This window comes from Mesorhizobium ventifaucium, from assembly GCF_935822925.1.
Lineage (GTDB): Bacteria > Pseudomonadota > Alphaproteobacteria > Rhizobiales > Rhizobiaceae > Mesorhizobium > Mesorhizobium ventifaucium.
Genome location: NZ_CAKXZS010000023.1, coordinates 446,254 through 468,476, shown reverse-complemented (window position 1 = coordinate 468,476; position 22,223 = coordinate 446,254). Strand labels below are relative to the sequence as shown.

At 61.5% G+C, this 22,223-nt stretch carries 23 protein-coding genes, 1 tRNA gene and 2 pseudogenes; 10 read left to right on the top strand and 16 right to left on the bottom strand.

All coding sequences use genetic code 11. From position 1 onward, the window contains the following. Window positions 1-88 precede the first annotated feature (88 nt). Window positions 89-655 carry a DUF2076 domain-containing protein gene (locus NMG70_RS20250; protein ID WP_254026168.1) on the top strand — a complete coding sequence of 189 codons (567 nt, stop codon included), beginning with the start codon at window positions 89-91 and terminating at the stop codon, window positions 653-655. A gap of 181 nt (window positions 656-836) precedes the next feature. Here NMG70_RS20250 and NMG70_RS20245 read toward each other — a convergent pair whose 3' ends face one another. Further along, complete coding sequence (locus NMG70_RS20245; protein WP_254026167.1) at window positions 837-1,748, bottom strand: agmatinase; 912 nt, start codon at window positions 1,746-1,748, stop codon at window positions 837-839. 246 nt (window positions 1,749-1,994) lie between these two features. After that, window positions 1,995-2,942 (bottom strand): homocysteine S-methyltransferase family protein, encoded by a 948-nt coding sequence (locus NMG70_RS20240; RefSeq protein ID WP_254026166.1) that lies wholly within the window; start codon window positions 2,940-2,942, stop codon window positions 1,995-1,997. Window positions 2,943-3,185: 243 nt separating this feature from the next. On the opposite strand from NMG70_RS20240, the gene NMG70_RS20235 reads away from it, so the two are divergent. Beyond that, window positions 3,186-3,839, top strand: coding sequence for a TetR/AcrR family transcriptional regulator (locus NMG70_RS20235; protein ID WP_254026165.1), 654 nt, complete (start codon window positions 3,186-3,188; stop codon window positions 3,837-3,839). Window positions 3,840-3,897: 58 nt separating this feature from the next. Here NMG70_RS20235 and NMG70_RS20230 read toward each other — a convergent pair whose 3' ends face one another. The 8 genes from NMG70_RS20230 to NMG70_RS20195 all read right to left on the bottom strand — a co-directional run bounded on the left by NMG70_RS20230 (window position 3,898) and on the right by NMG70_RS20195 (window position 11,932). After that, window positions 3,898-4,257 carry a YbaK/EbsC family protein gene (locus NMG70_RS20230; protein WP_367185564.1) on the bottom strand — a complete coding sequence of 120 codons (360 nt, stop codon included), beginning with the start codon at window positions 4,255-4,257 and terminating at the stop codon, window positions 3,898-3,900. Window positions 4,258-4,382: 125 nt separating this feature from the next. Continuing rightward, the gene (locus NMG70_RS20225; RefSeq protein WP_254026164.1) at window positions 4,383-5,201 is read right to left on the bottom strand and encodes an MBL fold metallo-hydrolase; all 819 of its coding nucleotides are present in this window, start codon (window positions 5,199-5,201) and stop codon (window positions 4,383-4,385) included. A gap of 3 nt (window positions 5,202-5,204) precedes the next feature. Further along, on the bottom strand, window positions 5,205-5,999 hold the full coding sequence (locus NMG70_RS20220; protein ID WP_254026163.1) for a TatD family hydrolase: 795 nt from the start codon (window positions 5,997-5,999) through the stop codon (window positions 5,205-5,207). Then, window positions 5,999-7,552, bottom strand: coding sequence for a methionine--tRNA ligase (gene metG / locus NMG70_RS20215; RefSeq protein ID WP_254026252.1), 1,554 nt, complete (start codon window positions 7,550-7,552; stop codon window positions 5,999-6,001). Before metG ends, NMG70_RS20220 begins: the two co-directional genes overlap by 1 nt. A gap of 81 nt (window positions 7,553-7,633) precedes the next feature. Further along, on the bottom strand, window positions 7,634-8,689 hold the full coding sequence (locus NMG70_RS20210; protein ID WP_254026162.1) for a DNA polymerase III subunit delta': 1,056 nt from the start codon (window positions 8,687-8,689) through the stop codon (window positions 7,634-7,636). Next, window positions 8,686-9,357: a dTMP kinase gene (tmk, locus tag NMG70_RS20205; protein WP_254026161.1), complete on the bottom strand. Its 672-nt coding sequence runs from the start codon at window positions 9,355-9,357 to the stop codon at window positions 8,686-8,688. The genes NMG70_RS20210 and tmk overlap by 4 nt, the downstream gene beginning before the upstream one ends. A 64-nt stretch (window positions 9,358-9,421) precedes the next feature. Then, window positions 9,422-10,588, bottom strand: coding sequence for a D-alanyl-D-alanine carboxypeptidase family protein (locus tag NMG70_RS20200; RefSeq protein ID WP_254026160.1), 1,167 nt, complete (start codon window positions 10,586-10,588; stop codon window positions 9,422-9,424). Window positions 10,589-10,702: 114 nt separating this feature from the next. Further along, window positions 10,703-11,932, bottom strand: coding sequence for a septal ring lytic transglycosylase RlpA family protein (locus tag NMG70_RS20195; protein WP_254026159.1), 1,230 nt, complete (start codon window positions 11,930-11,932; stop codon window positions 10,703-10,705). A 418-nt stretch (window positions 11,933-12,350) separates the two neighbouring features. Here NMG70_RS20195 and NMG70_RS20190 point away from each other — a divergent pair. Both NMG70_RS20190 and NMG70_RS20185 read left to right on the top strand, forming a co-directional pair. Beyond that, window positions 12,351-12,440, top strand: a tRNA-Ser gene (locus NMG70_RS20190). 150 nt (window positions 12,441-12,590) lie between these two features. Beyond that, window positions 12,591-12,929, top strand: coding sequence for a hypothetical protein (locus NMG70_RS20185; RefSeq protein WP_254026158.1), 339 nt, complete (start codon window positions 12,591-12,593; stop codon window positions 12,927-12,929). Here the strand turns inward: NMG70_RS20185 and NMG70_RS20180 are convergent. The 3 genes and pseudogenes from NMG70_RS20180 to NMG70_RS20170 all read right to left on the bottom strand — a co-directional run bounded on the left by NMG70_RS20180 (window position 12,907) and on the right by NMG70_RS20170 (window position 15,723). After that, window positions 12,907-13,707 carry an endonuclease/exonuclease/phosphatase family protein gene (locus NMG70_RS20180; protein ID WP_254026157.1) on the bottom strand — a complete coding sequence of 267 codons (801 nt, stop codon included), beginning with the start codon at window positions 13,705-13,707 and terminating at the stop codon, window positions 12,907-12,909. The two genes, NMG70_RS20185 and NMG70_RS20180, sit on opposite strands and share 23 nt — an antisense overlap. A 154-nt stretch (window positions 13,708-13,861) precedes the next feature. Continuing rightward, window positions 13,862-15,322, bottom strand: coding sequence for a phospholipase D-like domain-containing protein (locus NMG70_RS20175; protein WP_254026251.1), 1,461 nt, complete (start codon window positions 15,320-15,322; stop codon window positions 13,862-13,864). 178 nt (window positions 15,323-15,500) lie between these two features. Beyond that, window positions 15,501-15,723, bottom strand: a pseudogene (locus NMG70_RS20170) (DUF3072 domain-containing protein). 960 nt (window positions 15,724-16,683) lie between these two features. Here NMG70_RS20170 and NMG70_RS20165 point away from each other — a divergent pair. After that, entirely contained in the window at window positions 16,684-16,935 is a 252-nt protein-coding gene (locus NMG70_RS20165; protein ID WP_254026156.1) for a hypothetical protein, read from the top strand. Between the two features lie 151 nt (window positions 16,936-17,086). Here NMG70_RS20165 and NMG70_RS33475 read toward each other — a convergent pair. The 3 genes and pseudogenes from NMG70_RS33475 to NMG70_RS20155 form a co-directional block, all read right to left on the bottom strand. After that, a pseudogene (locus tag NMG70_RS33475) lies at window positions 17,087-17,559 on the bottom strand (divalent metal cation transporter). Window positions 17,560-17,588: 29 nt separating this feature from the next. Next, complete coding sequence (locus NMG70_RS33470) at window positions 17,589-17,852, bottom strand: divalent metal cation transporter (protein ID WP_495663987.1); 264 nt, start codon at window positions 17,850-17,852, stop codon at window positions 17,589-17,591. A gap of 52 nt (window positions 17,853-17,904) precedes the next feature. Then, window positions 17,905-18,072, bottom strand: a complete 168-nt coding sequence (locus NMG70_RS20155) for a hypothetical protein (RefSeq protein WP_254026155.1) — start codon at window positions 18,070-18,072, stop codon at window positions 17,905-17,907. Between the two features lie 208 nt (window positions 18,073-18,280). Here NMG70_RS20155 and katE point away from each other — a divergent pair, with 208 nt between their 5' ends. From katE to NMG70_RS20130, 5 genes are all read left to right on the top strand, one after another. Then, a complete protein-coding gene (gene katE / locus NMG70_RS20150) occupies window positions 18,281-20,392 on the top strand; it encodes a catalase (RefSeq protein WP_254026154.1) in 2,112 nt (703 codons plus the stop codon). A 20-nt stretch (window positions 20,393-20,412) separates the two neighbouring features. Beyond that, the gene (locus NMG70_RS20145) at window positions 20,413-20,922 is read left to right on the top strand and encodes a DUF6894 family protein (protein WP_254026153.1); all 510 of its coding nucleotides are present in this window, start codon (window positions 20,413-20,415) and stop codon (window positions 20,920-20,922) included. Window positions 20,923-21,037: 115 nt separating this feature from the next. Next, window positions 21,038-21,646 (top strand): cysteine hydrolase family protein, encoded by a 609-nt coding sequence (locus NMG70_RS20140; protein WP_301555167.1) that lies wholly within the window; start codon window positions 21,038-21,040, stop codon window positions 21,644-21,646. Between the two features lie 26 nt (window positions 21,647-21,672). Continuing rightward, complete coding sequence (locus tag NMG70_RS20135; RefSeq protein ID WP_254026151.1) at window positions 21,673-21,852, top strand: hypothetical protein; 180 nt, start codon at window positions 21,673-21,675, stop codon at window positions 21,850-21,852. A 54-nt stretch (window positions 21,853-21,906) separates the two neighbouring features. After that, the gene (locus NMG70_RS20130; RefSeq protein WP_254026150.1) at window positions 21,907-22,134 is read left to right on the top strand and encodes a hypothetical protein; all 228 of its coding nucleotides are present in this window, start codon (window positions 21,907-21,909) and stop codon (window positions 22,132-22,134) included. The last annotated feature ends 89 nt before the right edge of the window (window positions 22,135-22,223 follow it).

Here is a 22,223-nt window from a genome sequence, read left to right as displayed (position 1 = left end):
TGGAGCAGCGACATGCATGAACAGTGACTTGAAGCGCGTCGCGAAAATCTCTCGGAACGCGGCGCGCCTGGATGTCGGAGTGCTTCCCATGGACAGGAACGACCAGCAGGCGATCGGCAATCTTTTCGAGAAACTTGCCAACGTCGAGCGGCAGACGCCGCCGCGCGATGCCGAAGCGGAACGCTTCATCAACGATCAGATTGCCCGGCAGCCCGGCGCCCCATACTACATGGCGCAGACGATCGTTGTGCAGGAACAGGCGCTGAACGCGGCCCAGGCCCGCATCGAAGAACTGGAACAACAGGCACAGCAGTCTGCCGGCGGCGGATTGCTCGGCGGCCTCTTTGGCAGCAGCGGCGCCAGGCGCTCGGGTTCGGTCCCGCGGGTCGGGCGCACCGCTGCCGCCGCGCCGCAGGAGCCGCTTTCGGGCGATGATCGGCAGAGGGCAGGCGGCGGTTTCCTGGCCGGAGCCGCGCAGACAGCGATGGGCGTGGCTGGCGGCGTGCTTCTCGGCAACGCGATCGCAGGCATGTTTGGCGGAAGCGAAGCGCAGGCGACCGAGCCGGCGGCGTCACAGCCAGACGAAGCCGCAGCCGACGAAGCAGGCGATGCCGACTCCGATAGCGGCGGCGATTTCGGCGATATTGACTTCTGACAAGGAGCGGCAAGCGCGCAGGGCGGTCTGACCAGGACTCGGCCTTCGAGGGCCATGGGCAGTCACATTGCCTGCACCTGCATCAAACGATGACGAGCCTTCCTGGCACCAACCGGAGCGCCTGAGGCGTCAGGCGGATGAAAGCTTGTCGGGCCATCATGCTACGAGAAGAACCTGGATTTCAAACCTGTCGGACGATGGTGCCGATCACATTGACGAGAAGGCGCGCGGCGGCCAGGGCCGACAGGCCGTCAATGTCGGCCGGAGGATAGAGCTCGACAATGTCGAATCCGGCGATCCTGGCCCGCTTGCCCAGGCCCGCGATCAGGTCGATCACCTGGGTGTAGGTGAGGCCGCCGGGCGTGCGCGCCGCCACGCCCGGCATGATGCCGGGATCGAGGCCGTCGCAGTCGAGGGTGACGACGACCCGCGCTCCTTCCGGAATATGCCGGAGAGCGGCTTCGACGCCGTGGGCGTGAACTTCGCGGGCAGTCACGAAGCGGCTGCCATAGTGCCGCGCCGCTTCGATTTCGCTGAGGCGTGCGCTGCCGACGCCACGGATGCCGACCTGCACGATACCGGCGACATGCGGCATCTCGCTCGCCCGACGCATCGGGTTCGAATAGCCGTAGCGTTCGCCATGCGACTCGTCGCGCCAGTCGATGTGGGCGTCGATCTGCAGGATCCAGACCGGCCCATGATTCGCAAAGCCGGCGAAGAAGGGAATGGGCACGGAATCGTCGCCGCCGAGCAGGATCGGTACGGCCGGCAATGCCAGGACCTCGCGCGTCTTCGCCTCGATCCGGTTTCGGTTGCCGGGATTGTCATGCATGGTTGTCGGGATGTCGCCGGCGTCGATGCAGCAGACCGGCTTGCCGTCGAACAGCGGGCCGCCGAGATCGAAATCCCAGTGCTCGACGAGCTCGGCATCGACCTGGCTCGCAGCGCGGATGACGTCGGCGGCCAAGGCATAGCCGCTGCTGTCCTTGCCGGGATAGGTGCTGCCGTGACCGGCTCCGAAGATCACCACACGGGGCGCGCGGCCGTCGGCGAGGCGATCGGGAAAGCCGAGAAAGGGAGGCGAGGCGGTCATTCTTGATGGTCTTGATGATTTTCGTGCTGTAGGGGGCGAAATCCTACTCTAAGCCAATCGACGCAAAAATCAGAGAGTCTTTCGTCGGTTCACGCTGGGGTTTCCATCCATCAGAAAGTCGCATAAGATAGATTATGGAACTGAGATGCGGTTTCTGATTGCGTGCTTTCGGCCCAACCGCAGTTCCATGTTCCCTAAGCGGAACTGCGGTTGGTAGCGTTGCGTCACCTGCGTCGCACACAGGTCCTACGCCGCCTGCGGCACGCAGGCCTCGCAGATCGCCGCGATGTGCCGGTGGTCGGTGCCGCAGCAGCCGCCCAGGATTCGCATCGTCGGAAACGAGGCTGTCAGCCTGCTGTAGCGCCGCCCGAGATCGTCCGGGTCACCCGCGTCCAGCGTTTCCGATTCGTCCAGTTCGGCATGGCTTTTGGCCGAAGCGTTCGCCTTCACGCCATAGACGCGATCGAGCCAGCGCTCGCCCTTGTTCAGCGCCTGCATGAAATGCGTCGGATGGGCGCAGTTGATCATATAGTAGGCCGGCGCACCGTCGGTGGCGTCGTCGACCCTGTCGATCGCCTCGCCGAGCGCCATGCCGGTCACCAGCTTCCCGTCCGTCTCCACGGTGAACGAGATCATGCACGGCATCTCATGCGCCTTGGCCGCCCGCGCCACGCCGATTGCCTCATGGAAATTGGTGAGCGTATAGGCCGCAACCATGTCGGCCTCGGTCCGCGCGAAACTCTCGATCTGCGCCGCGTGATAGGCTTCCGCCTCGTTGGCGTCCATACTGCCGGCTTTGTAGCCGTCGCCGCGCGGCCCGATCGCGCCGCTGATGACGCACGGCGTTTCGGCGGTCTCAAACTCTTTGCGCAGGTCGAGAAGAAGCTCGATCGAGGCCTCGTTCACGGCGCGTAGCGCTTCCGGCCCGTAGCCGAGCAAGGTTCCCCAATCCGGGTTGGCCCGCCACGTCGGCGTGTCGAGGATGAAGCCGGTCGCATTTCTGCGCGCAATGGTCAGATAACGGACGTAATATTCCCGCAGCTTCTGCCGGCCTTCAGGCGTTGCCATCAGCGTGAATGAAGCAAAATGCGGAAGGTCGAGGCCTTCGTGAAAGATGAGGGTCGTTTCCATGCCGCCATCGCTCAGGAATGTTCTGTTGGCGAGTTGCGGCAGATTCTGGCGGTACTTGGCCATGTTTGTCTCCAGTGGTAAGATGACACCGTGCCGCCCTGGTGGCGGCCGGTTCGCAATAGCCAGGTTTTAGCAGAACGTGCCGCCGGTGCGGTAGAAGGCTTGTGGTCCGGTACTCCAACGAAGCGGAAACCGCAGTAATTACAGGCGGATAGCCGCGCTGGGCCGGTCGTATTGCTATCGGTGCCGATGTTGGCGGGTGTGAAAACCATACCGCCGGTACAGTAGATTTGAGGGCATTCGGTCATGCGCAAGGGTGCGGAAACGCGCGAACGCATTCTGGAGATCGCCGAGGCCTCGGTGCTCGCCAAGGGGTTCGGCGCGACTTCCATCGAGGAGGTGATCGCCGAAGCCGGCATCACCAAGAGCGGCTTCTTCTATCATTTCAAGGACAAGAATGAACTCGCCCGCGCCTTGATGCTGCGCTACGTCGAGGAGAACGACCGCATCTTCGATGATGTGTTTCACCGCGGCCGGCAATTGTCCGATGATCCGTTGCAGTCGTTCCTGATCACGCTCAAGCTGCTTGCCGAGCTGATGGGCGACCTGCCGAACGGCCACCCCGGCTGCCTGATCGCGACGTTCACCTATCAGGAGCGCCTTTTCGACCGCAGCGTTCGCGACATCGCCGCCGCCGCCGTACGCTCCTGGAACGGGCGGTTTCGCGATGCGCTGAACGAGATCGCAGCCGCTTATCCCGCCCGCAAAGGCATGGACCTCGACGACGTGGCCATCATGTTCTCCTGTGTGATCGATGGCGGCATCATCATGTCTCGGGGGCTCGGCGATCCCCGTGTCCTCGAACGCCAGATCCTCGCCTTCCGCGACGTCGTAAAGATGTTGTTCGCGCCGGCGGCGCCCGAAATCATGCTGCCGCCCACCGCCATCGCCGCCGAATAGGAGTGCGCCGGGCGGCGCTCGCTGCAGCCCCGAGGCCTGCAATATCAGCGTGCTCGATTCAGACTGCCAGCGTCGCCACGACAGCCTGCGCTGCCCTGACCATTGCCTGTGGCTCTGCGGCGAACACCGCGTCGTGTGCGCCGGCCGCAGCCCAAACGCGGTCGAAACCGAGCAGCGTTTCGTCGGTGAACGCCGGAATCGCGATCAGATGGCCGATCGGCGCGACGCCGCCGATGGCAAAGCCGGTCTCGTCGCGGATCTGCCGCGGGTCGGCGCGCTTCAGCGGCTCGCCGCTCAGTACGGCAGCCTTGCCCAGATCCAGCTGGTTGGAGCCGGAAACCGGGAAGAGAAACAGCTTTCCGCTGGTTTCTCCCTGGACACCAAGGATTTGATGATCTGGGCGACTGTGCAGCCGCATTGCGCGGCGGCTTCCTCGGCGGTGCGTGTCGAGGCACCCATGCGCCTGATTTCGATGTCGAGGCCGGCATCGGCCGCTGCCCTGGTCACACGATCAATGCTTCCAGCCATCAAGAACCGAACCTATCATGCAGATTCATAAGGGATTTCGATCGTCATGCCATCATAGGCCGGGTCGACGTAGGCCGGCGTCTCGGCCATCACCGCAGCGTAGTCGAGCGGCACATGCATGTGCGTCAGAACGGCTTTTTTCGGCGCCAGTTTTTCAATCCAGCCGAGTGCCTGGCCGAGCGACAGATGGCTCGGATGTGTCCTGTATTGCAGCGCGTCGATGACCAGCACGTCCAGGTCGCGCAGCCGTTCGGCGGTGGCGTCGGGGAAATCACTGACATCGGGGCAATAGGCGAGGCCGCCGATGCGAAAACCAAGCGATATGATATCGCCATGGATCTGCGGCAGCGGCTCGAGGGCGAGGGTACCCCCCTCGCCTTCGATCACGACCGGCCTGGCATGGTCGATGATATGCGGCTCGACAATGGGCGGATAGGAACTGCCTGATGGAGTTTCGAAACAATAGCCGAACGCTTCCCGTAACCGCAGCATGGTGGGCTGATCGGCATGGATGTCGATCCGATGATGCTGCTCGAGCACGAAGCCGCGCAAATCGTCGATGCCGTGGATATGGTCGGCATGCGGATGCGTATAGACGACCGCATCGATGCGCTTGACCGCTGCCAGCAGCATCTGCGTGCGGAAATCCGGCCCGGTGTCGATGACGACTGTGGTCCTGTCGCCGTTTGCCGCGATCCGCTCGATGAGCGCTGCGTTGCGCATGCGCCGGTTCCTCGGATTGGCCGGATCGCAATTGCCCCAGTCGCCGGTGATGCGCGGCGTGCCCGGCGATGAGCCGCAGCCGAGAATGGTGAGGCGCAGCCGGTCGCTCATGCGTCAGGCGCTCAGCGCGGTCGGGCGCGGCATCTGGCTGAACAGCCGGAAGAAATTGTCGGTGGTGACGGCGGCGATTTCGGCCTCGCTGACACCGATCGTTTCGGCCAGCACCTTGGCCGTATGCGCGACATAGGCAGGCTCGTTGCGCTTGCCGCGAAACGGTATCGGCGCCAGGTATGGCGCGTCGGTTTCGACTAGCAGGCGGTCATGTGGCACATCGGCGGCGATGGCGCGCAGTTCGGCCGAATTCTTGAAAGTCACGATGCCGGAAAAGGAAACATAGCCGCCGAGCGTCACGCCGATCTCGGCCAGCCTGCGCCCAGACGAAAAACAGTGCAGGACGAAGGGGAAGGCGCCCTTCCCTGTTTCGTCCTCGAGGATTTCAGCCATGTCGCTGTCGGCATCGCGCGCATGGATGACCAGCGGCAGGCCCGTCTCGCGCGCTGCGGCGATGTGCGTGCGAAAGCCCTGCGCCTGCGCATCGCGCGGCGCATGATCGTAGAAATAGTCGAGCCCGGCCTCGCCGATCGCCACCACTTTGGGATGAGCGGACAGCCGGACAAGCGCCTCGACAGTCACGTCCAGCTCCTCGGCGGCGTTGTGCGGGTGGGTGCCCACCGAGCAGTAGACTTCGTCGAAAGACTCAGCAATCTCGAGCACTTGCTGGAACCTTTTCACACGCGTCGAGATCGTCACCATGCGGCCGATTCCAGCGGCTAAAGCGCGGGCGACGATGGCCGCCCGCTCCTCTGCGAAATCCGGAAAGTCGAGATGGCAGTGACTGTCGACCAACATCAGATGTCAGCGTCCGGCTGCTCGACGTAACGCGGGAACACGCCCTCCGGCGCGGGCAAAGCAACTCCTGATACCAGCGCATAGTCCGCGTGGACATGCGTGAAATCGCGGCTATCTTCTGGCACGGCCAGCAGGTCGAGCAGCTTGGCGGCCGATCCCGGAATGAAGGGCTGGCACAGCAGCGCCACGCGTCGGACGACTTCCGCGGTCGTCCACAGCACCGTCTCCATGCGCGCCGGATCGGTCTTTCTGAGCGCCCAGGGTTCCTGCGAGGCGAAGTAGCGATCGGCGTCCGCCACGACGCCGAAGATCGCCGCCAGCGCCAGGTGGATGCCCTGCTCCGCCATCACCTTGCGTGCAGTAGCAAGCGCCTCCACCGCCTGGTCGAGGATCGCCCTGTCGGCCTCTGCCAGGTCGCTGCGTTTCGGCACTACGCCGCCGCAGTTCTTGGCGATCATCGACAGCGAGCGCTGCGCCAGATTGCCAAGGCCGTTGGCGAGGTCGGCATTGGTGCGGTTGACGATGGCCTCGTGGCTGTAGCTGCCGTCCTGGCCGAACGGCACCTCGCGCATGAAGAAATAGCGTACCTGATCGAGGCCGTAATGCTCGATCATCGCGAACGGATCGACGACATTGCCGACCGACTTCGACATTTTCTCGCCGCGGTTGAACAGAAAGCCATGCGCGAATACGCGCTTCGGCAGTTCGATCCCTGCCGACAGCAGGAAGGCCGGCCAGTAGACGGCATGGAAGCGGACGATGTCCTTGCCGATGACGTGGACGTTCGCCGGCCAGAAGGACCATCTGTCATCGGCCGCATCCGGATAACCGGCAGCCGTGATGTAGTTGGTCAGTGCATCGACCCAGACATACATCACATGCTTGTCGTCGCCCGGCACCGGCACGCCCCATTTGAAGGTGGTGCGCGAGATCGACAGGTCCTTCAGTCCGGATTTGACGAAGCTGACGATTTCGTTGCGCCGCTCCGCCGGCCCGACAAATTCGGGGCTGCTCTCATAGAGCGCGAGCAACCTGTCCTGATAGGCGGAAAGGCGGAAGAAATAGCTCTCTTCCTCGGTCCATTCGACCGGCGAGCCGAGCGGTTCGCGACGCACGCCGTCGTCGCCGACCTTGGTTTCGGCCTCATCGAAATAGGCTTCCTGCCGCACCGAATACCAGCCGCTGTAGCGGTCGAGGTAAATGTCGCCATTTTCCGCCATGCGTGTCCAGATCGCCTGGCAGGCCTTGTAGTGGCGCTCCTCGGTGGTGCGGATGAAAACATCGTTCGAACAGCCGGTTGCTTCAAGCATCGAGCGGAAGATCGCCGAATTGCGATCGGCAAGCGCTTTCGGCGTCAGGCCTTCGGCGTCCGCCGTCTGCTGCATCTTCAAACCGTGCTCGTCGGTTCCCGAGACGAAGAAGACGTCCTTGCCGTCGAGCCGCTGAAAGCGGGCCAGCGTGTCGCTGGCGATGACATTGTAGGCATGACCGATATGAGGCTTGCCGTTCGGATAGAAAATCGGCGTCGTGAGGTAGTATTTTTCGCGTGCCATGGATGAGCCGTCATGAATGTCTGAATGAAAGATGCCGGTGAGATATCGCATCGAAACGGCGATTGCCATCCCGATGGGCCGTCACATTCGCATTGCAGAATTCAGGCGGTCGATCATGGTCAAGGCGTGCTGCTTCTTGTCGAGATTGTAGGTGTCGGTCTCAGATATAGCGTTCAAAGCCTCGTGCCAAGTATCCGACAGCGTTTTGGCCCGCGCCAGATCGCCCGCCAGCGCGGCCTGGCTTGCGCCGGTCGAGAGCAGGTCGAGCGCACGGCGGTTGAAAATATCGAACTGGATCGCCTGGTCGCGCCCGGCGACCGCCTCCGCCAGGCGAAATGCGCCGGCAACATCGCTCTTTCCCGCTGTCGCCAGGGCGTCGAGCGTCTCGGCGATTTCCAGCCCGCCATACTGCGTCAACAGGATTGCGGTGCGCGCGCTGCCCCCTGCCCGCTTGGCCAGTGCCGCGCGCGCCGCGGGATCGTCCGGTGGCGGTGGTTCGACGCTCTCCAGGACCGTCATCAGGCTCTCGGCATCCAGCGGCGTGAGCCGCACCATCTGGCAGCGCGAGCGGATCGTCGGCAACAGGCTGCCCGGCGCATGGACGATGAGGATGAACAATGTGCGTGCCGGTGGTTCTTCAAGATTCTTCAACAAGGCGTTGGCCGCATTGGTATTCATGTCGTCGGCCGGGTCGACGATCACCACCCGGTAGCTGCCGTCATGCGAGGTCAACGACAGGAAACGGCTGACCTTGCGGATCTCGTCGACGGTGACGACCGTCTTAAAACTCTTGGTTTTGTCGTTCGGCGGGCGGGTCAGATGCAGCACCGAAGGATGCGCGCCGGTGGCGATCTGGCGAAACAGCGACGACGCCGGATCGGGAACGGCAAGGACCTCCGGCGCCTGTTCGAACGCCGGATGCTTCAACAGATGATGCGCCAGATGAAAGGCCAGCGTCGCCTTGCCGATGCCGACCGGTCCGACAAAGATCAGCGCATGCGGCAGCTTCCCTGAGCGATAGGCTGACGCCAGCATGTTCGCTGCCTGGTCATGTCCGACCAGACGCGGCGTCTCGGATGGCTCCGGTACGCCGTCAAGTGTGTCGTGCTGTTCTGGTGCGATCCGTTCGAAAATCATCCCGGCGCCTGTTTCCTGTGCCTCGGCGTCATCGTCTCCAGCGCCGCGAACACGGCGCCGGTGACGACATTCTCCACCGTGTCGGGGTCGGCGGACGCGTCGACGACGATGCAGCGCTCGGGTTCTGCCGCGGCGATTGCCAGAAAGGCTTCGCGGCGGCGCTGGTGAATATCAAGCGTTTCCTTTTCGAAGCGGTCGGCGCCGGCATCGGTGCCCCGCCGTGCGGTGGCGCGCCGCAGTCCTTCGGCCGGGTCGACATCGAAGATCAGCGTCATGTCGGGCACCATGCCATTGATGGCGACCTTTTCCAGCGCGCCCATGAAGGCTGGATCGAGGCCGCCGGTGACGCCCTGGTAGACGCGCGAGGAGTCCATGAAGCGATCACAAAGCACGATCGAGCCGCGCTCGACCGCCGGCCGGATGACCTGCTCGACATGGTCGGAACGCGCAGCGGCGAACAGCAGCGCCTCCATCCTGGGGCCGAATGGCTCGGCGGCGCCGGAGAGCAGCACATGCCGGACCGCCTCTGCGCCTGGCGAGCCGCCCGGCTCGCGCGTGACAAGGACATCGTATTTCTTGGCGCGCACCTTACTGGCCAGCCGCTCGATCTGCGTCGACTTGCCTGCCCCTTCTCCGCCTTCGAAGGTGATAAAGAATCCGTGCGCCAAAGCCTTTATCCATGCTGCGGGACCGTAATAGTCCTGACTTGAGAAAAGGTCCACGCCACGGCTGCTAACGCAACCAGCCGACCGCCAGTTCCTTGGCGGCATCGAGCGCGCGTTGTGGCAGCGAGCCGACGCCAACCGATTCGGCCGCGAAAAGCGGCGTCTCCTGGCTCAGCGTGTCACCGATCCAGACCCGCAGCGCACCCACCGGTTGTCCCTCCTCTACGGGGGCTGCAACCGGTCCCTCATAGACGATTCTGGCGGTCAGCTTGTCGCGGTTGGCGATCGGCAAGAAGATGACTACGGGCGCTTTTGCCTTCAGCGCCACGCCGGATTTCGCACCGCCGAAAACCTGGGCCTCGCCGACCACTTCGTCCTTGGCGAAAATCTCGGTTTTCTCAAAGGAACGAAGGCCCCAGTCGAGCAGCTTTCGCGCTTCCTCGGCGCGCTCCCGGTCGCTTGCCAGGCCGCTCATCGCCGCAATGACCCGCCTGCCACCATGGCTGGCCGAGCCGACGATGCCGAAGCCGGATACCTCGCTCCTGCCGATCGCCAGGCCGTCGGCGCCGATATCCATCGCCAGCAGCGGGTTGCGGTTCCTCTGGGTGATCTTGTTCCAGGTGAAGTCCTTCTGGCCGTAGTAGCGATAGAGGTCCGGGTACTCGCGCCAGATATGCAGGGCAAGGAGCGCTAGCTCTCGAACCGTCGTTTGCTGACCGTCGGCCGGCAGACCGGTTGCATTGACGAATGTCGATTTCTTGAGGCCAATCTGCCTTGCGCGCTCAGTCATCTCAGTCGCGAAATTCGCCTCCGATCCGGCGAAACCTTCGGCGATGATGATGCAGCCGTCATTGGCTGCCTGGACCGTCACGCCCTGGATCAGGTCCTCAAGCCGGATCGTCGACTTGAGCTGGGCAAACATCGTCGACGTTCCGGATGGCGCGCCGCCGGTGCGCCATGCGTTCTCACTCACCACGAATGTATCGTTGAGCGTCACGCGCCCCGATTTGATGGCGTTGAACACCACCTCCATCGTCATCAGCTTGGCCAGCGACGCCGGCTGAATCGGCCTGTCGGCATCCTTGGAAAACAGCACCGTTCCGGTTTCGGCATCGATCATGAAGGCCTGCGCGGCCTTGGTTTCGAAAAGCTGCGCCGCGGCCGGAGCCAGCGAAAGCAGCAGGAGGCCAAAACCCAGGAGCCCGGCGAGAGGCGCGGCGAAGCGAAATTTCATGAGAAGATCGACCTGTCAGCCGGCATTTTTTGGGGCAAGCTCTAGGCTATCAAGCTTTGTCCCGGCCGAGCAACCGCGCGATGGACAACTCGGCAAAACTTCAGGCTTTGCCGGTCAATTCCGAACCACGAGCGCGTCCGGCGCGCCATGCGACCATGCCGCCTGCAGCATGTCGTCCAGGCTGCCATGGCCGTCCGGATAGAGATTGACCGAATACCAGTCCTTGCCCTCGAATTCGGAGCGCTGGATTTCGGTCTTGCCGAAGCCGGAAAGCTGGGTTGCCACCTGCTGCGCCTCGGCGGCATCCTCGAACGAGCCCGCCGCGATATAGTCCGTGGGCGAAGCGGCCGAAGGAACTTGCCGCTTCCACGATTGAAGGATTTCGCCGGGCGACATGCCGGCGCCATCCAGCGCGGCAAAGACATTGGAGGCGCGCTGCACGCGTTCGTTGGCGTAAGACAGCGTCGCTACGCTGAACGGCGATTGCGGCGGCAGATTGATCTGCGGCCGTTCCGGTACGATCGGCCCGAAATCGGGCAGCGTCACACTGCCAGCGGCCGGCGTCTGCGCGGCCATGATAGGCTGTGCTGATGCAGAATTCGTCAACTGACCGGGAAAGGGAGCGGCGGCGGCGTTGGCCATGCTCGGCGATGGTCCATTCATGGCGATCATGACACCGGTGGGCAGGCCGTCCGACGGATCCGGCGCCCTGTTGCCGGGATGGTAAGAGGCCATCAGATATTGCTCGTCATTGCCGTGAAGCGGCGCCCGTCCGACATATTCGACCTTCACCTTGGCCGTGCCGATATTGGCATAGTCGAGCATTTCGGCGGCGCGCTTCGACACATCGATGATGCGGCCGTCATGGTAAGGACCGCGATCGTTGACGCGCACGATGACCGAGCTGCCGGTCTTCAGATTGGTGACGCGCGCATAGCTCGGCAGCGGCATTGTCGGATGCGCGCCGGTCAGATGCGTCATGTCGTAGACTTCGCCGTTGGCGGTCAGCCTGCCGTGGAAGGCTTCGCCATACCAGGAGGCGAGGCCCTTCTTGGCGTAGCGCTTGTCTTCCTTTGGATAATACCACTTGCCGCGCACTTGATAGGGTTTGCCGAGCTGATCGCGTCCGCCGCCACGCTGCAGGCCCGACATCTTGAAGGTGACGCGCGGGCTGGCTTTCACGCCATATACGGATTCGGCAAAATATTCCTTGGAGCGAGGCTTCTTGTTGACCATTGCCTTGGGCTGTGGCGGCGCCGCGCAAGCCGCCAGCAAGGCAGCCGACAGGGCAAACAACGCGAAAGCGGAAGCGCGACGAAGACGCGGGCGCGTCGTGCCTTGCATTTTTCGATTGTCCCCTCTCAACAAAGGCGCCGCAACTTGACCGTCGGCCGGGCCAAAACCTACCCGACAATGCCAGCGCCACCTTGATTCGCAATCCCTTGTGCACAGGAATTGTTTATCACCGTATTAACCGATTATGGTCGGAACCGGGCGAGATTGTGGCACAAGCCGTCCCGGCGATCGCTGTGAGAAATCACGGCGTTTCGACCTTCGGCGCAGCGCTGCTCGTCCTGCTCAAGCCCCGCCGTCAAGCGCCCGTGCCCTGCCCTTGGCAGGAACCGGGCAACAGCCGGTTGACAGGACTTCGTTGGGCGCACTAGAGCAATGAAGCGCGAACGATCTGTCCGCGCAGCGCAGCCGTGCCCACAGGTACGCGATGAGATCAGGACGAGCATCCAAGTGGTTGAAAAATCACGATGGAGGGATGGCCGAGCGGTTTAAGGCACCGGTCTTGAAAACCGGCGTGGGTGCAAGCCCACCGTGGGTTCGAATCCCACTCCCTCCGCCAATGGCAGGTGTCGAACGCGCGCAACGTTCTCGCGCGGCAATCCCCTACTCTTTTATAAGCGGGAAATAGCCACGGGCGCGGCCGGAACAATCGGGATCGACGCCGGTTAACTACTATTGAAGGGACCGCAACCGGACAAGACGCGGGAAAATGCTTGAAATTAATCGCCTCGAAGTGGCCAAGGCCAGACAGGGAGTAAAACGAGCCGAGAACTCTCTGAAGCGCGCGAATGAGTTGCTGGACGAGGACGGTGGCGTCGCCGTTAATCTCGCGTTGTGCGGCAGAATAAGGGCCGAGCAAAGGCGTGTGATCGATGCCAGAGAGCGACTGACGAAGGAAGATCGATCCGAACAGCACCGACAACGTGGGCTGAGCTGGCCGCTGGGCCGCGCCCGCTCCGCTAGTCTTAGTCTAGACAAGAGCTTCCCTTTGAACCGATCTCCTTCCATGGGGCTGGGCAGCTACATCATAGGCGAACGAATCCTGTAAGCGGTAGATGATCGGAGGCGACCCGCGAAAGCGGCGTGTCATGGGCTTCGACGGTTGAGATCATTCCGTGTCGATTTGCCATGATCCGGTCGAGCGACAGCAGCGGCAGACGCGATGGAAAGGTGGGGACCGCCGGCGGCGCGGGACCGAAAGTCGTGTGCAACGTATTCAGCGCGGAACGGTTTCCAAGTCGCCATTCGTTCAAATCGCCGAGCAGCAGTGTTGGTTTTTCGTCCGGTCTGTTCATGATTTCGAGCACGACACGGGCCTGTTCGGAGCGCGATCGGCGTAGCAAGCCGAGATGGGCTGCGATAATGCGCAGAGTTCGTTTCTCGTCCAGATCGATTTCGGCAACCAGGGCTCCGCGCGGCTCCAGCCCCGGGAGCTTTATCTGATGGACATTGCGAACGATGCCCCGTTTGAAAAGCAGAACGTTGCCGTGCCAGCCGTGCCCTTTGCCGTTTCCGGACACCGGCACCGGCACCAGGCCCGTTTCCAATTCGAGACGCAGCAGATCCAGAAGGCCGGCACGATCTCCAAAGCGATTGTCCGCTTCCTGCAACGCAATGACATCCGGGGCGATTTCCCGGATGACGCGACCGATTCGTTCGGGATCGAACTTTCTGTCGACGCCCACGCATTTGTGAACGTTGTAAGATGCGACCAGAGTCCCCGCGGGGCGTGTCCCTTCGGACGGCGCAGCCTTCGCCTTCGGCTTTTTTCTGTCGCGAATGGATTTGAGCACACTTGCAGGAAAGCTATGTCCAGTTCTTTGCATGAGTCTGCTGCTCGTCCTCACTACCTTCAAGACTAAGCTTTGTCTCACTCAGATAGGATCTGCAATCGCTGCTTCCCTGCCCTGACGAGATGCGGCGCTTAAAAGAAGCGATGGCTGCGTCACCCGAATTCCCCCCGGCAGAACGAGAAAGCCTCTAAAGGTAGGGCGATCCCAGCCACAACACTCGGTCGAACAGGCGGACGATGAACGGCCGGGCTCTCAAGGTTTCGATCGTTACGGACGCGGCGGAGGCGATTGCCGATCCGATCCGCGCTTCAATCTCCGCGGCAAAGCCTGCATCAAGAACCTCTATATCAATCTCAAAATTCAGCCGCAGGGACCGGGCATCAAGATTGGAGGATCCTATATAAGCCCAAACTCCATCGACCGACAGCAGCTTCGAATGATCGAACGAGCCCTCCGTGCGCCATACGCGGCAATAGTGCTTCAGGACCTGATCGAATTGCGCCGTCATCGCCCGGTCGACAAGGAAGAGATTGTTCACCGCCGGTACCACGATGTCGATCTCGACGCCTCGCCTGGCCGCGGTCGTCAGCGCGCTGATCAGTTCCCGATCCGGCAGGAAATAGGGCGACATGATGCGGATCGATTTGCGGGCGACGGAAAATGCCCCGATCAGCAAGTTGTGGTTCGTTTCGATGCTGGCATCCGGCCCGGATGCAACCGCGCGCGCCAGCATCGGTTGACCGGGAGCCGGGGGAAGCGTGGCCACTTGCCAGGTGTCGCCTTTCAGAAGCTCGCCGCTCACGAAGCGCCAATCTTCGGCGGCAACCGAAAAAAGGTCGGCCACGACCGGCCCGGTGACCTGAAAATGCGTGTCCCTCGCGCTGGAGGACCCGGCGAACTCGGCTGAGAATCCCTTCCGGATGTTCATCCCTCCGGTGAACGCAATCGTGCCATCGACGACCAGGATCTTCCGGTGCGTTCTGAGGTTGGCGTAGGGAAGACGCAGGCCCATGACAATGTTGCCATTGAAGAGGTCTGCTGTGATTCCTGCCTCTCGCAGACGCCCAAGGATGCTGGGGACGGAGTAACGCGCCCCGACGGCATCGATCAGCACGCGAACGCTGACACCCCGCTGGACGGCTCCGGCGAGAGATTCCACGAAAAGCCGCCCGACATCGTCATTGTCGAAGATGTAGGTCTCGAGAAGGACAGTGCGTTGAGCGCCATCAATCGCTCGGCACATTGCGGCATAGGCCTCGTCACCTGTTTCCAATATCGCAATCGCGTTTCCCTCGGTCAGGGCACGTCGGGCCACTCTGTCGCCCAATGTCTTCAGGCCGGTGAAGCGTTGGCCGTACTGCTCGGCAATCAATTCCTCGGCGGCAATGTTGCGCTCATGTTTTGCGGAAGCCGCCTCGCTGGAAAGGGGCCGCATGGCGCTGATCGTTGCACGACGGATCCGGTTTATGCCGGCAACGGCGTAGATGATCGCGCCAAGGAATGGCGACAGGAACATCACACCGACCCAACCTGTGGCGGCGCGGACGTCTTCCTTCGTCATTATGGCGTGGACGATGCCGATGGCCGCCATCCCCACCGAAATGATCGCGAGGATCTGGGGCCAATGAGTCATTAAGGTCTGCAACATCGCCAGGACTATCCAGCGAGCGGTTGCAGAACGCAATGCAGCTCATTCCCGGCGTTGATACTCAACAGACCCACAGCGAAGAGCGCTGTCTCGCATATTGGCACCTCTTGACCAAGTTTTGGCCGCATTCGCCGCTGTGCGGTTGATAGCGATGCCAGGCGCGAGTTCTTCGAACAGACTACAGGCCTAACTTCTCCCGGAGTGCATCAATGCGTTTAGAGGCTTCCGCCTTGCTGAGGCCGTCAGCATAGGCGTCAGGGTCGTCGGCCTGTTCCGCCAAAGTTTTCAGATATGAGGCTTGTGCGGGGGGTAATTGGTTCGTCTCCGCTGATCCAATCTTCCGGGTCTTTTTCGACATTTGCCGGTGCCTCGATTTTTGGGTTCTGCCGGTCGCCTATCAATCTCCCTTGATAATCACCACGATGAGAATGATCATGATTTGATCCGTCAGATTCTATGCATGTCGCGCTTGCGCGTAACCGGCCGGCGCGGGCGGTGAAAGGAACGCGCTGGACCATCTGTCCGGCAATTAAGGCGCGCCGGCCACTCTCCTTCCAGACTTTCCCCGGAACTCGCAATTTCGTCGGTTCCTCCGATGGCCGTAGTGCCATGAGCGGCACCATGGGCAGTTCGAGGTTTCTTTGCCGCCTTCTGGTTTTGATCGCGCGCCCTAGGCCGAAGCCATTCCCAGACGCGGCCTCGGATGCCGATGCAGAATGTCTGCAACGCGGCCACAAGGCCCCTCCTCCGGAATGGTTCAATTATTCGAAGCCCTGATGAACCACGAGCCGGCTCGACGACCTTAACGGGAGGCACCACGTTGGCGGTTGCGGCTCAGACGATTCCCACGGCCAAGTGAGCCCAGATCATCAGCACGACAAGCACCACGCCGACTAGCAACATGGGGCGAAGTACTCTGCCATGGACGTTGCGTCGAACCAGCGCGATCCCGATCCATGCAGCGGCAAGTAACGTGGCCGCAGCCGTAAAATCCTCTATACCCCAGTTCATAACGATGGGTCCTGGTTCCGATCGAGGGACTATGCAGCAGGACGTTCTGCCGTGCCAGATGCATCACTTGAAGGCGGTTCCGGGACTGCCCGCGAATTCTTTAAGCTACCTTCCGCCTTTGCGCTTCCCGCTGCCGGCCGCAGTAGGCGCTGAGGCTCATGAGGTGAAGAGGTGCCTGGCGGCCAAATGGTAAATTCCCCGCCCTCGTTGGAGGGTGCTTCAGCGGATAAGCAAGCCCGGCGGACCCGCTAGGTCCCTACCATGGTTTGGTGCCGTGGATCCTTGGAACGGAGTCGCATCATCGGCGTTACCGGCCAACCAACGCAGCAAAATGGTATGGAGGAACGGGCGTGATCGAGTTGACTGAGAAGGAAAAGCGCTTTCTCAAGCGCGTTGACACCATCACTCACGTTCCCTGGTCGAACAAAGTCACCGCCGCAGATGCCAAAGGCAAGCCCCTGCGTATCGCAAGGGCGACCTTTGCCCGATTAAGAGACGACGGCATCATCATTCGATCTACGAGCGACCTGACCTCGAACACCTACGTCGTTAATTCTGCACCCGTGACGCCACAAGTCGAGGAAGTGCAGGAAGCATCCTGATCGGGCGGCTGCGACGCACGTGCGGCGCTCTACTTTTTACGCTTATACGGGAAGGTGGCGCCATACACTAGCCAACCGAAAGCCCGCCGTGCCTAAAGGTGCCAACCGCCGGTTGCTAGACGCGACGCAGCCGGCGGGCCTCCCCAAATGCTTAGGCTGCGGAACCGGCGAGAACGGGAAGCGACAATAAACCGGTTCCGATGATACCAAGGCTGAAGATGAAGAACGCGAACTCGCCTGTAAGCGGGCGCAGTGCCTCGGCAAAGTCGGGGGCGCTCGCGATCTCGATCTTTCCGCTGCATGAAGGGTTGCTGCTGTGCTCGTCATGATGGCAAGCGCGACCACATTGGAAACAGTCATGCCGACGAACGTATCCAGTCGGATGCGCCGGATTTCACGTTTCGCCCCATCCGGTGCCCTGACCAGCGCTTTGGCTTGCGGGCCTTGTTCAATTTCCTCGACTTCCTGGGAGCTTTGCCAAAACAGAAGATAAGGACTGATCGTCGTTCCCAGGATCGCTACGATGACGGTGAAACTATCTCCGTTGAGCGGAAACGAAGGTATCACCAGACCCTTGGCCGCAGCGAGCCAAGGGTCGACATCTGCGACCAAAAGGACTGCCACATAGGCAAGCAGCACAAGTGTCAGCCATTTTAGGTATCGAGCGTAGGCGCGTAAGAGACAAACATCTGCAATGTGACGGAGATCGCGGCAAAGCCGATCGTGAACGGCAACGCCGGCGTGCCGGTGGATAATTGTGCGGCTGCTCCCATCGCAGCGAGGTTGGCGCCGATATTGATCGTGTTAGCCACGAAAAGCAGAGCGACCAGTGTCAGCACCGTCCATCTAGGCAGTATGTCGCCGAGGTTTTTGGCGAGGCCGCATCCGGTGACACGCCCGATTTCCCCGCTGACCAACGCTCATCAGCGGGTAGGTCAGGACCATCGTCCACAGCATGTTGTAGCCGAACTAGGCGCCTGCTTGGAAATAGGTCGCAATACCGCTCGGATCATCGTCTGCTGCGCCCGTGATAAGCCCCGGGCCGAGTTGCTTGAACGTTTCGGCTCGTCGCAATCGCTTGTGTGCGGGGAGCCGGTTTTTGTCTGGATTGGGCAGAATATCGGCGGCCGAGCTCACGAAGGCTTTCCTCTGGTTGGCGCAAGAGAACGTCGTCTTGGTTCAGTTCCGACCAAGAACTCGCCGGCCCGACCCGGTCCACTGTTCAGGCAGCCGAGTGCTATTCTTCGAAATGCGGGCACGTGACACCCACCACCAGGAACTTAAATGGGTATCCCAGCATTGAGGGAGACCTGAAGCCGCCCCCTCCTTTTCAAGGAATTCAAGCATGGCCAAGATAACCAGACAGTCGTCGGGCAAGCCCGCGACGATCCATGATCAAAAGCTCGTGCGGGGGAACGGAGGCGAGCTTCACCAGATCGCCGAACGTGACAGCGAGATCCTGACGACCGCCCAAGGCGGCCCAGTGGCCGATGACCAGAATACTTTAAAGATTGGCCAGCGCGGACCGTCACTAATCGAAGACTTCCACTTCCGTGAGAAGATTTTTCATTTCGATCACGAGCGCATTCCCGAGCGCGTCGTGCATGCACGCGGCTATGGCGCGCACGGCTTCTTCGAGACCTATGAATCGCTAGCGGCTTACACCCGCGCGGATATCTTCCAGCGTGCCGGCGAGAAGACGCCGGCCTTCGTGCGGTTCTCCACGGTGGCCGGTTCGAAAGGCTCGTTCGACCTGGCGCGGGACGTGCGTGGGTTCGCCGTCAAATTCTACACCAACGAAGGCAATTGGGATCTCGTCGGCAACAACATCCCGGTTTTCTTTATTCAGGACGCAATCAAGTTTCCCGACGTCATTCATTCAGTGAAGCCTGAGCCTGATCGTGCCTTCCCGCAGGCGCAATCGGCACACGACAATTTCTGGGACTTCATCAGCCTGACGCCCGAATCGATGCACATGATTATGTGGGTCATGTCGGATCGGGCGATACCTCGGTCCTTCCGGTTCATGCAGGGATTCGGTGTTCACACGTTCCGGCTGGTCAATGCGAAGGACGAATCCACCTTCGTCAAATTCATCTGGAAGCCGAAGCTCGGCATGCAGTCGGTCGTTTGGAACGAAGCGGTGAAGATCAACGGCGCTGACCCCGATTTTCATCGACGCGACCTCTGGAATGCCATCCAGTCTGGTGATTTCCCGGAATGGGAGCTCAACCTCCAGCTCTTCGATCAGGACTTCGCGGACAGTTTTGACTTCGACGTTCTGGATCCGACCAAGATCATTCCGGAAGAAATCCTCGCGCCCGTCCCGGTCGGCCGCTTGGTGCTCGATCGTATGCCCGACAATTTCTTCGCCGAGACCGAGCAGGTCGCGTTCATGACGCAGAACGTACCGCCCGGCGTCGACTTTTCCAACGATCCCCTGCTGCAGGGTCGAAACTTCTCCTACCTGGACACGCAACTGAAGCGTCTCGGCAGCCCCAACTTCACCCATATCCCGATCAACGCACCAAAATGCCCGTTCCACCACTTCCAGCAGGATGGCCACATGGCAATGCGCAATCCGGTCGGCCGCGTGAACTACCAGCCGAATTCATTCGGCGAAGGCCCGCGGGAATCGCCCCAGCACGGTTTCCGGTCGTTCGCCGAGGCGGAGGAAGGCCAGAAAGTCCGTCTGCGCGCAGAGAGCTTCGCCGACCACTACAGCCAGGCGCGACAGTTCTTCAACAGTCAGACCGCGCCTGAGCAGAAGCATATCGCCATGGCGCTGTCCTTCGAGCTCTCCAAGGTCGAGACAACGGTTATCCGCGAGCGCATGGTGTCGCATCTCCTCAACATTGATGAAGGCTTGGCAGAAACTGTCGCTGACAAGCTTGGCATGAAGCAATTGCCCAAGCCCGCGGATGCGGCGGTCGCGCCGAGGGACGATCTCGAACCATCGCCGGCGCTCAGCATCATCCGGAACGGGCCTGACAGTTTTGCTGGCCGCAAGGTCGGTGTGCTTGTCAGTCCCGGCGCCGATGCAGCGCTGCTGAAGAACCTCAAGGCAGCGATCGAGAAGGAAGGCGCGGTGATGGAGGTCATAGCGCCCAAGGTGGGCGGCGTCGAGGCGGCGGATGGAAGTCTCATCGCTGCAAAGCACATGATCGACGGCGGGCCATCGGTCCTGTTCGACGCAGTAGCGCTGATCCTCTCCGAGAAAGGAGCGGAGCGCCTGACGGGCGAGGCCGCCGCGCGCGATTTCGTTGCCGACGCTTTTGCTCATTGCAAATTCATCGGCTTCACGTCGGGCGCCGTCCCGCTGCTGCAGAAGGCCGGCGTCGATCCGGAAGCCGATGAAGGCATGATTGGTCTCGATGATCCCAAGGCGATTACTGGTTTTATCGAGGGCTGCCGCAAGCTGCGTCTCTGGAGCCGGGAAATGGCCGTCAAATTGTAGCGATGGTGACGGAGTTTCTCATGCAGATCATTCGAACCGAAGTTACCCAGGCAACCGCCCCGACCGGACAGCCCATCCTGCGCGTGATCTTCTGCGGCGAAGGCGGTGACTGCGTTACCGTCGACATGGCACGCGTTTACGGCGGAAACAACGAGGCCGCTATCAGCCGAGCGAAGGCGGCCTTGGTCCAGACCGCGACACTCGATTTGGCTGTGAACGACTACGATGCCCGAAGCAATTGGCAATTTGACGAGGTCGCCGTCACAGCGACGAAAGATGAAAACGGCGGGCTCTACATCTTCGAGTATCGCGACGGCGGACGCGGCCGTCAGGTTCCTCCGTCCAGGATGCCAAGTTTAGAGGCTGCGCGGGAGGAAGCAGTTCGATGCGCTATCGATCTTCTGGTCGACCTTCAGCCGGGCACGGACGATCTTTCAGGTTGGCTCGTGCGCCTGCGCGACGAGAACGGCGAACTGCTGTACGCCATCGACGTGCAGGAGGCGGAAGCAGCCCGCCTGACAAGACCATGAACCGGCAAAGGCTAAAGGCGGATTGGCAGAGATGCGAGGCTACGGCGGGACCTCCCGGGCTATGCCCGCGCTCAGATAGAGACTATGCGTCACCCGACCGCGGCCGCGGCTGATCATGGCCGCCCTAGGCCTGGTACACGGTCCGCTTGGTGAGAATTCCCTACATCTTTGCGTTGACATGCAGCGCCTGTTCGCGCCCGGCGGGCCTTGGGCCGTGCCGTGGGCGCAAAACGTGCTGCCGGTCATCGAGGAATTGACCGCAAGACATCCGCAGCAAACGCTGTTCACACGTTTTGTTCCGGCCGCTCGGCCTGGCGAAGGACCGGGCATGTGGGCGCGGTATTATCGACGTTGGGCCGAGGTCACCCTTGCCAACATCGATCCCGGCCTCGTCGATCTGATGCCTTCTCTGGCGCGGTTCGTGCCGCCGGCAAGAACGCTCGACAAGCATGTCTATTCGCCGTGGACTGAAGGCCGGCTCGACGCGATGCTCAATGGGTCAGGGATCGACACGCTGGTCATCACTGGCGGCGAAACCGATGTCTGCGTGCTTGCCACCGTCCTCGGCGCCATCGACCGTGGTTTTCGTGTCGTCCTTGCGACCGATGCCATCTGCAGTTCGGTCGACCAGACGCATGACGCACTGTTGGAGCTCTACCGCTCTCGCTTCAGCGAGCAAGTCGAGGCGGTGAGGATTGAAGAGGTTCTGGAGAACTGGCGCTAGCCGAAGGCTCCGTGGGAGACAAGATCATGAGAACCATATTTCGGGACAACGGGCTTACGATCGCCCTGATGGCGATGTTCCTGTTCAGCGCACTCGGCATGATCTGGTCGGGGAAGAACGTCGGCAGGGAGGCTGTAAAGGCCGCTTTGAGCGAGGTCGTGGGACAGGCCATTGGAGCGGCGGCACGCGGCTTCTTTGGCAGGTGATCACGCCCGCTCAAGGGGAGTGCCAAGCCGCCGAAAGTATCGAACCACGTCTTCATGCTCGCGATCGTCCTGCCTCAGCCTGGCAAGTGCTTCATGGTCACCATCGAGCGCCATTGCCAGCCCTGGAGCGCTTATCCGCCAAGGCGCGCCGGGCATCGTCTGGTTGTGGAGACGGTGCTTGATTACCAGCCGCCGGAGCGTGTCTTCGCTGACGTTGTAATCGTGCCTGAACAGATCAATAGCGCGCTGGATTGTGATCGCCTCTGCCCGCGGGATGTATAGCGGCCGAAGGCGTTCTCCTGTTTCTGGCGCTGTTTTGGCGGGGAGCGCATTGGTCATTCGGCCCATCGCGCCTTTGTCGCGGATGCAAT

Excerpts from the sequence above, each read along its gene's own strand:
- NMG70_RS20250 (WP_254026168.1), top strand. The coding sequence starts at position 89 with ATGGACAGGAACGACCAGCAGGCGATCGGCAATCTTTTCGAGAAACTT.
- NMG70_RS20245 (WP_254026167.1), bottom strand. The coding sequence starts at position 1,748 with ATGACCGCCTCGCCTCCCTTTCTCGGCTTTCCCGATCGCCTCGCCGAC.
- NMG70_RS20240 (WP_254026166.1), bottom strand. The coding sequence starts at position 2,942 with ATGGCCAAGTACCGCCAGAATCTGCCGCAACTCGCCAACAGAACATTC.
- NMG70_RS20235 (WP_254026165.1), top strand. The coding sequence starts at position 3,186 with ATGCGCAAGGGTGCGGAAACGCGCGAACGCATTCTGGAGATCGCCGAG.
- NMG70_RS20230 (WP_367185564.1), bottom strand. The coding sequence starts at position 4,257 with ATGCGGCTGCACAGTCGCCCAGATCATCAAATCCTTGGTGTCCAGGGA.
- NMG70_RS20225 (WP_254026164.1), bottom strand. The coding sequence starts at position 5,201 with ATGAGCGACCGGCTGCGCCTCACCATTCTCGGCTGCGGCTCATCGCCG.
- NMG70_RS20220 (WP_254026163.1), bottom strand. The coding sequence starts at position 5,999 with ATGTTGGTCGACAGTCACTGCCATCTCGACTTTCCGGATTTCGCAGAG.
- metG (WP_254026252.1), bottom strand. The coding sequence starts at position 7,552 with ATGGCACGCGAAAAATACTACCTCACGACGCCGATTTTCTATCCGAAC.
- NMG70_RS20210 (WP_254026162.1), bottom strand. The coding sequence starts at position 8,689 with ATGATTTTCGAACGGATCGCACCAGAACAGCACGACACACTTGACGGC.
- NMG70_RS20200 (WP_254026160.1), bottom strand. The coding sequence starts at position 10,588 with ATGAAATTTCGCTTCGCCGCGCCTCTCGCCGGGCTCCTGGGTTTTGGC.
- NMG70_RS20195 (WP_254026159.1), bottom strand. The coding sequence starts at position 11,932 with ATGCAAGGCACGACGCGCCCGCGTCTTCGTCGCGCTTCCGCTTTCGCG.
- NMG70_RS20185 (WP_254026158.1), top strand. The coding sequence starts at position 12,591 with ATGCTTGAAATTAATCGCCTCGAAGTGGCCAAGGCCAGACAGGGAGTA.
- NMG70_RS20180 (WP_254026157.1), bottom strand. The coding sequence starts at position 13,707 with ATGCAAAGAACTGGACATAGCTTTCCTGCAAGTGTGCTCAAATCCATT.
- NMG70_RS20175 (WP_254026251.1), bottom strand. The coding sequence starts at position 15,322 with ATGTTGCAGACCTTAATGACTCATTGGCCCCAGATCCTCGCGATCATT.
- katE (WP_254026154.1), top strand. The coding sequence starts at position 18,281 with ATGGCCAAGATAACCAGACAGTCGTCGGGCAAGCCCGCGACGATCCAT.
- NMG70_RS20145 (WP_254026153.1), top strand. The coding sequence starts at position 20,413 with ATGCAGATCATTCGAACCGAAGTTACCCAGGCAACCGCCCCGACCGGA.
- NMG70_RS20140 (WP_301555167.1), top strand. The coding sequence starts at position 21,038 with ATGGCCGCCCTAGGCCTGGTACACGGTCCGCTTGGTGAGAATTCCCTA.
- NMG70_RS20135 (WP_254026151.1), top strand. The coding sequence starts at position 21,673 with ATGAGAACCATATTTCGGGACAACGGGCTTACGATCGCCCTGATGGCG.
- NMG70_RS20130 (WP_254026150.1), top strand. The coding sequence starts at position 21,907 with ATGCTCGCGATCGTCCTGCCTCAGCCTGGCAAGTGCTTCATGGTCACC.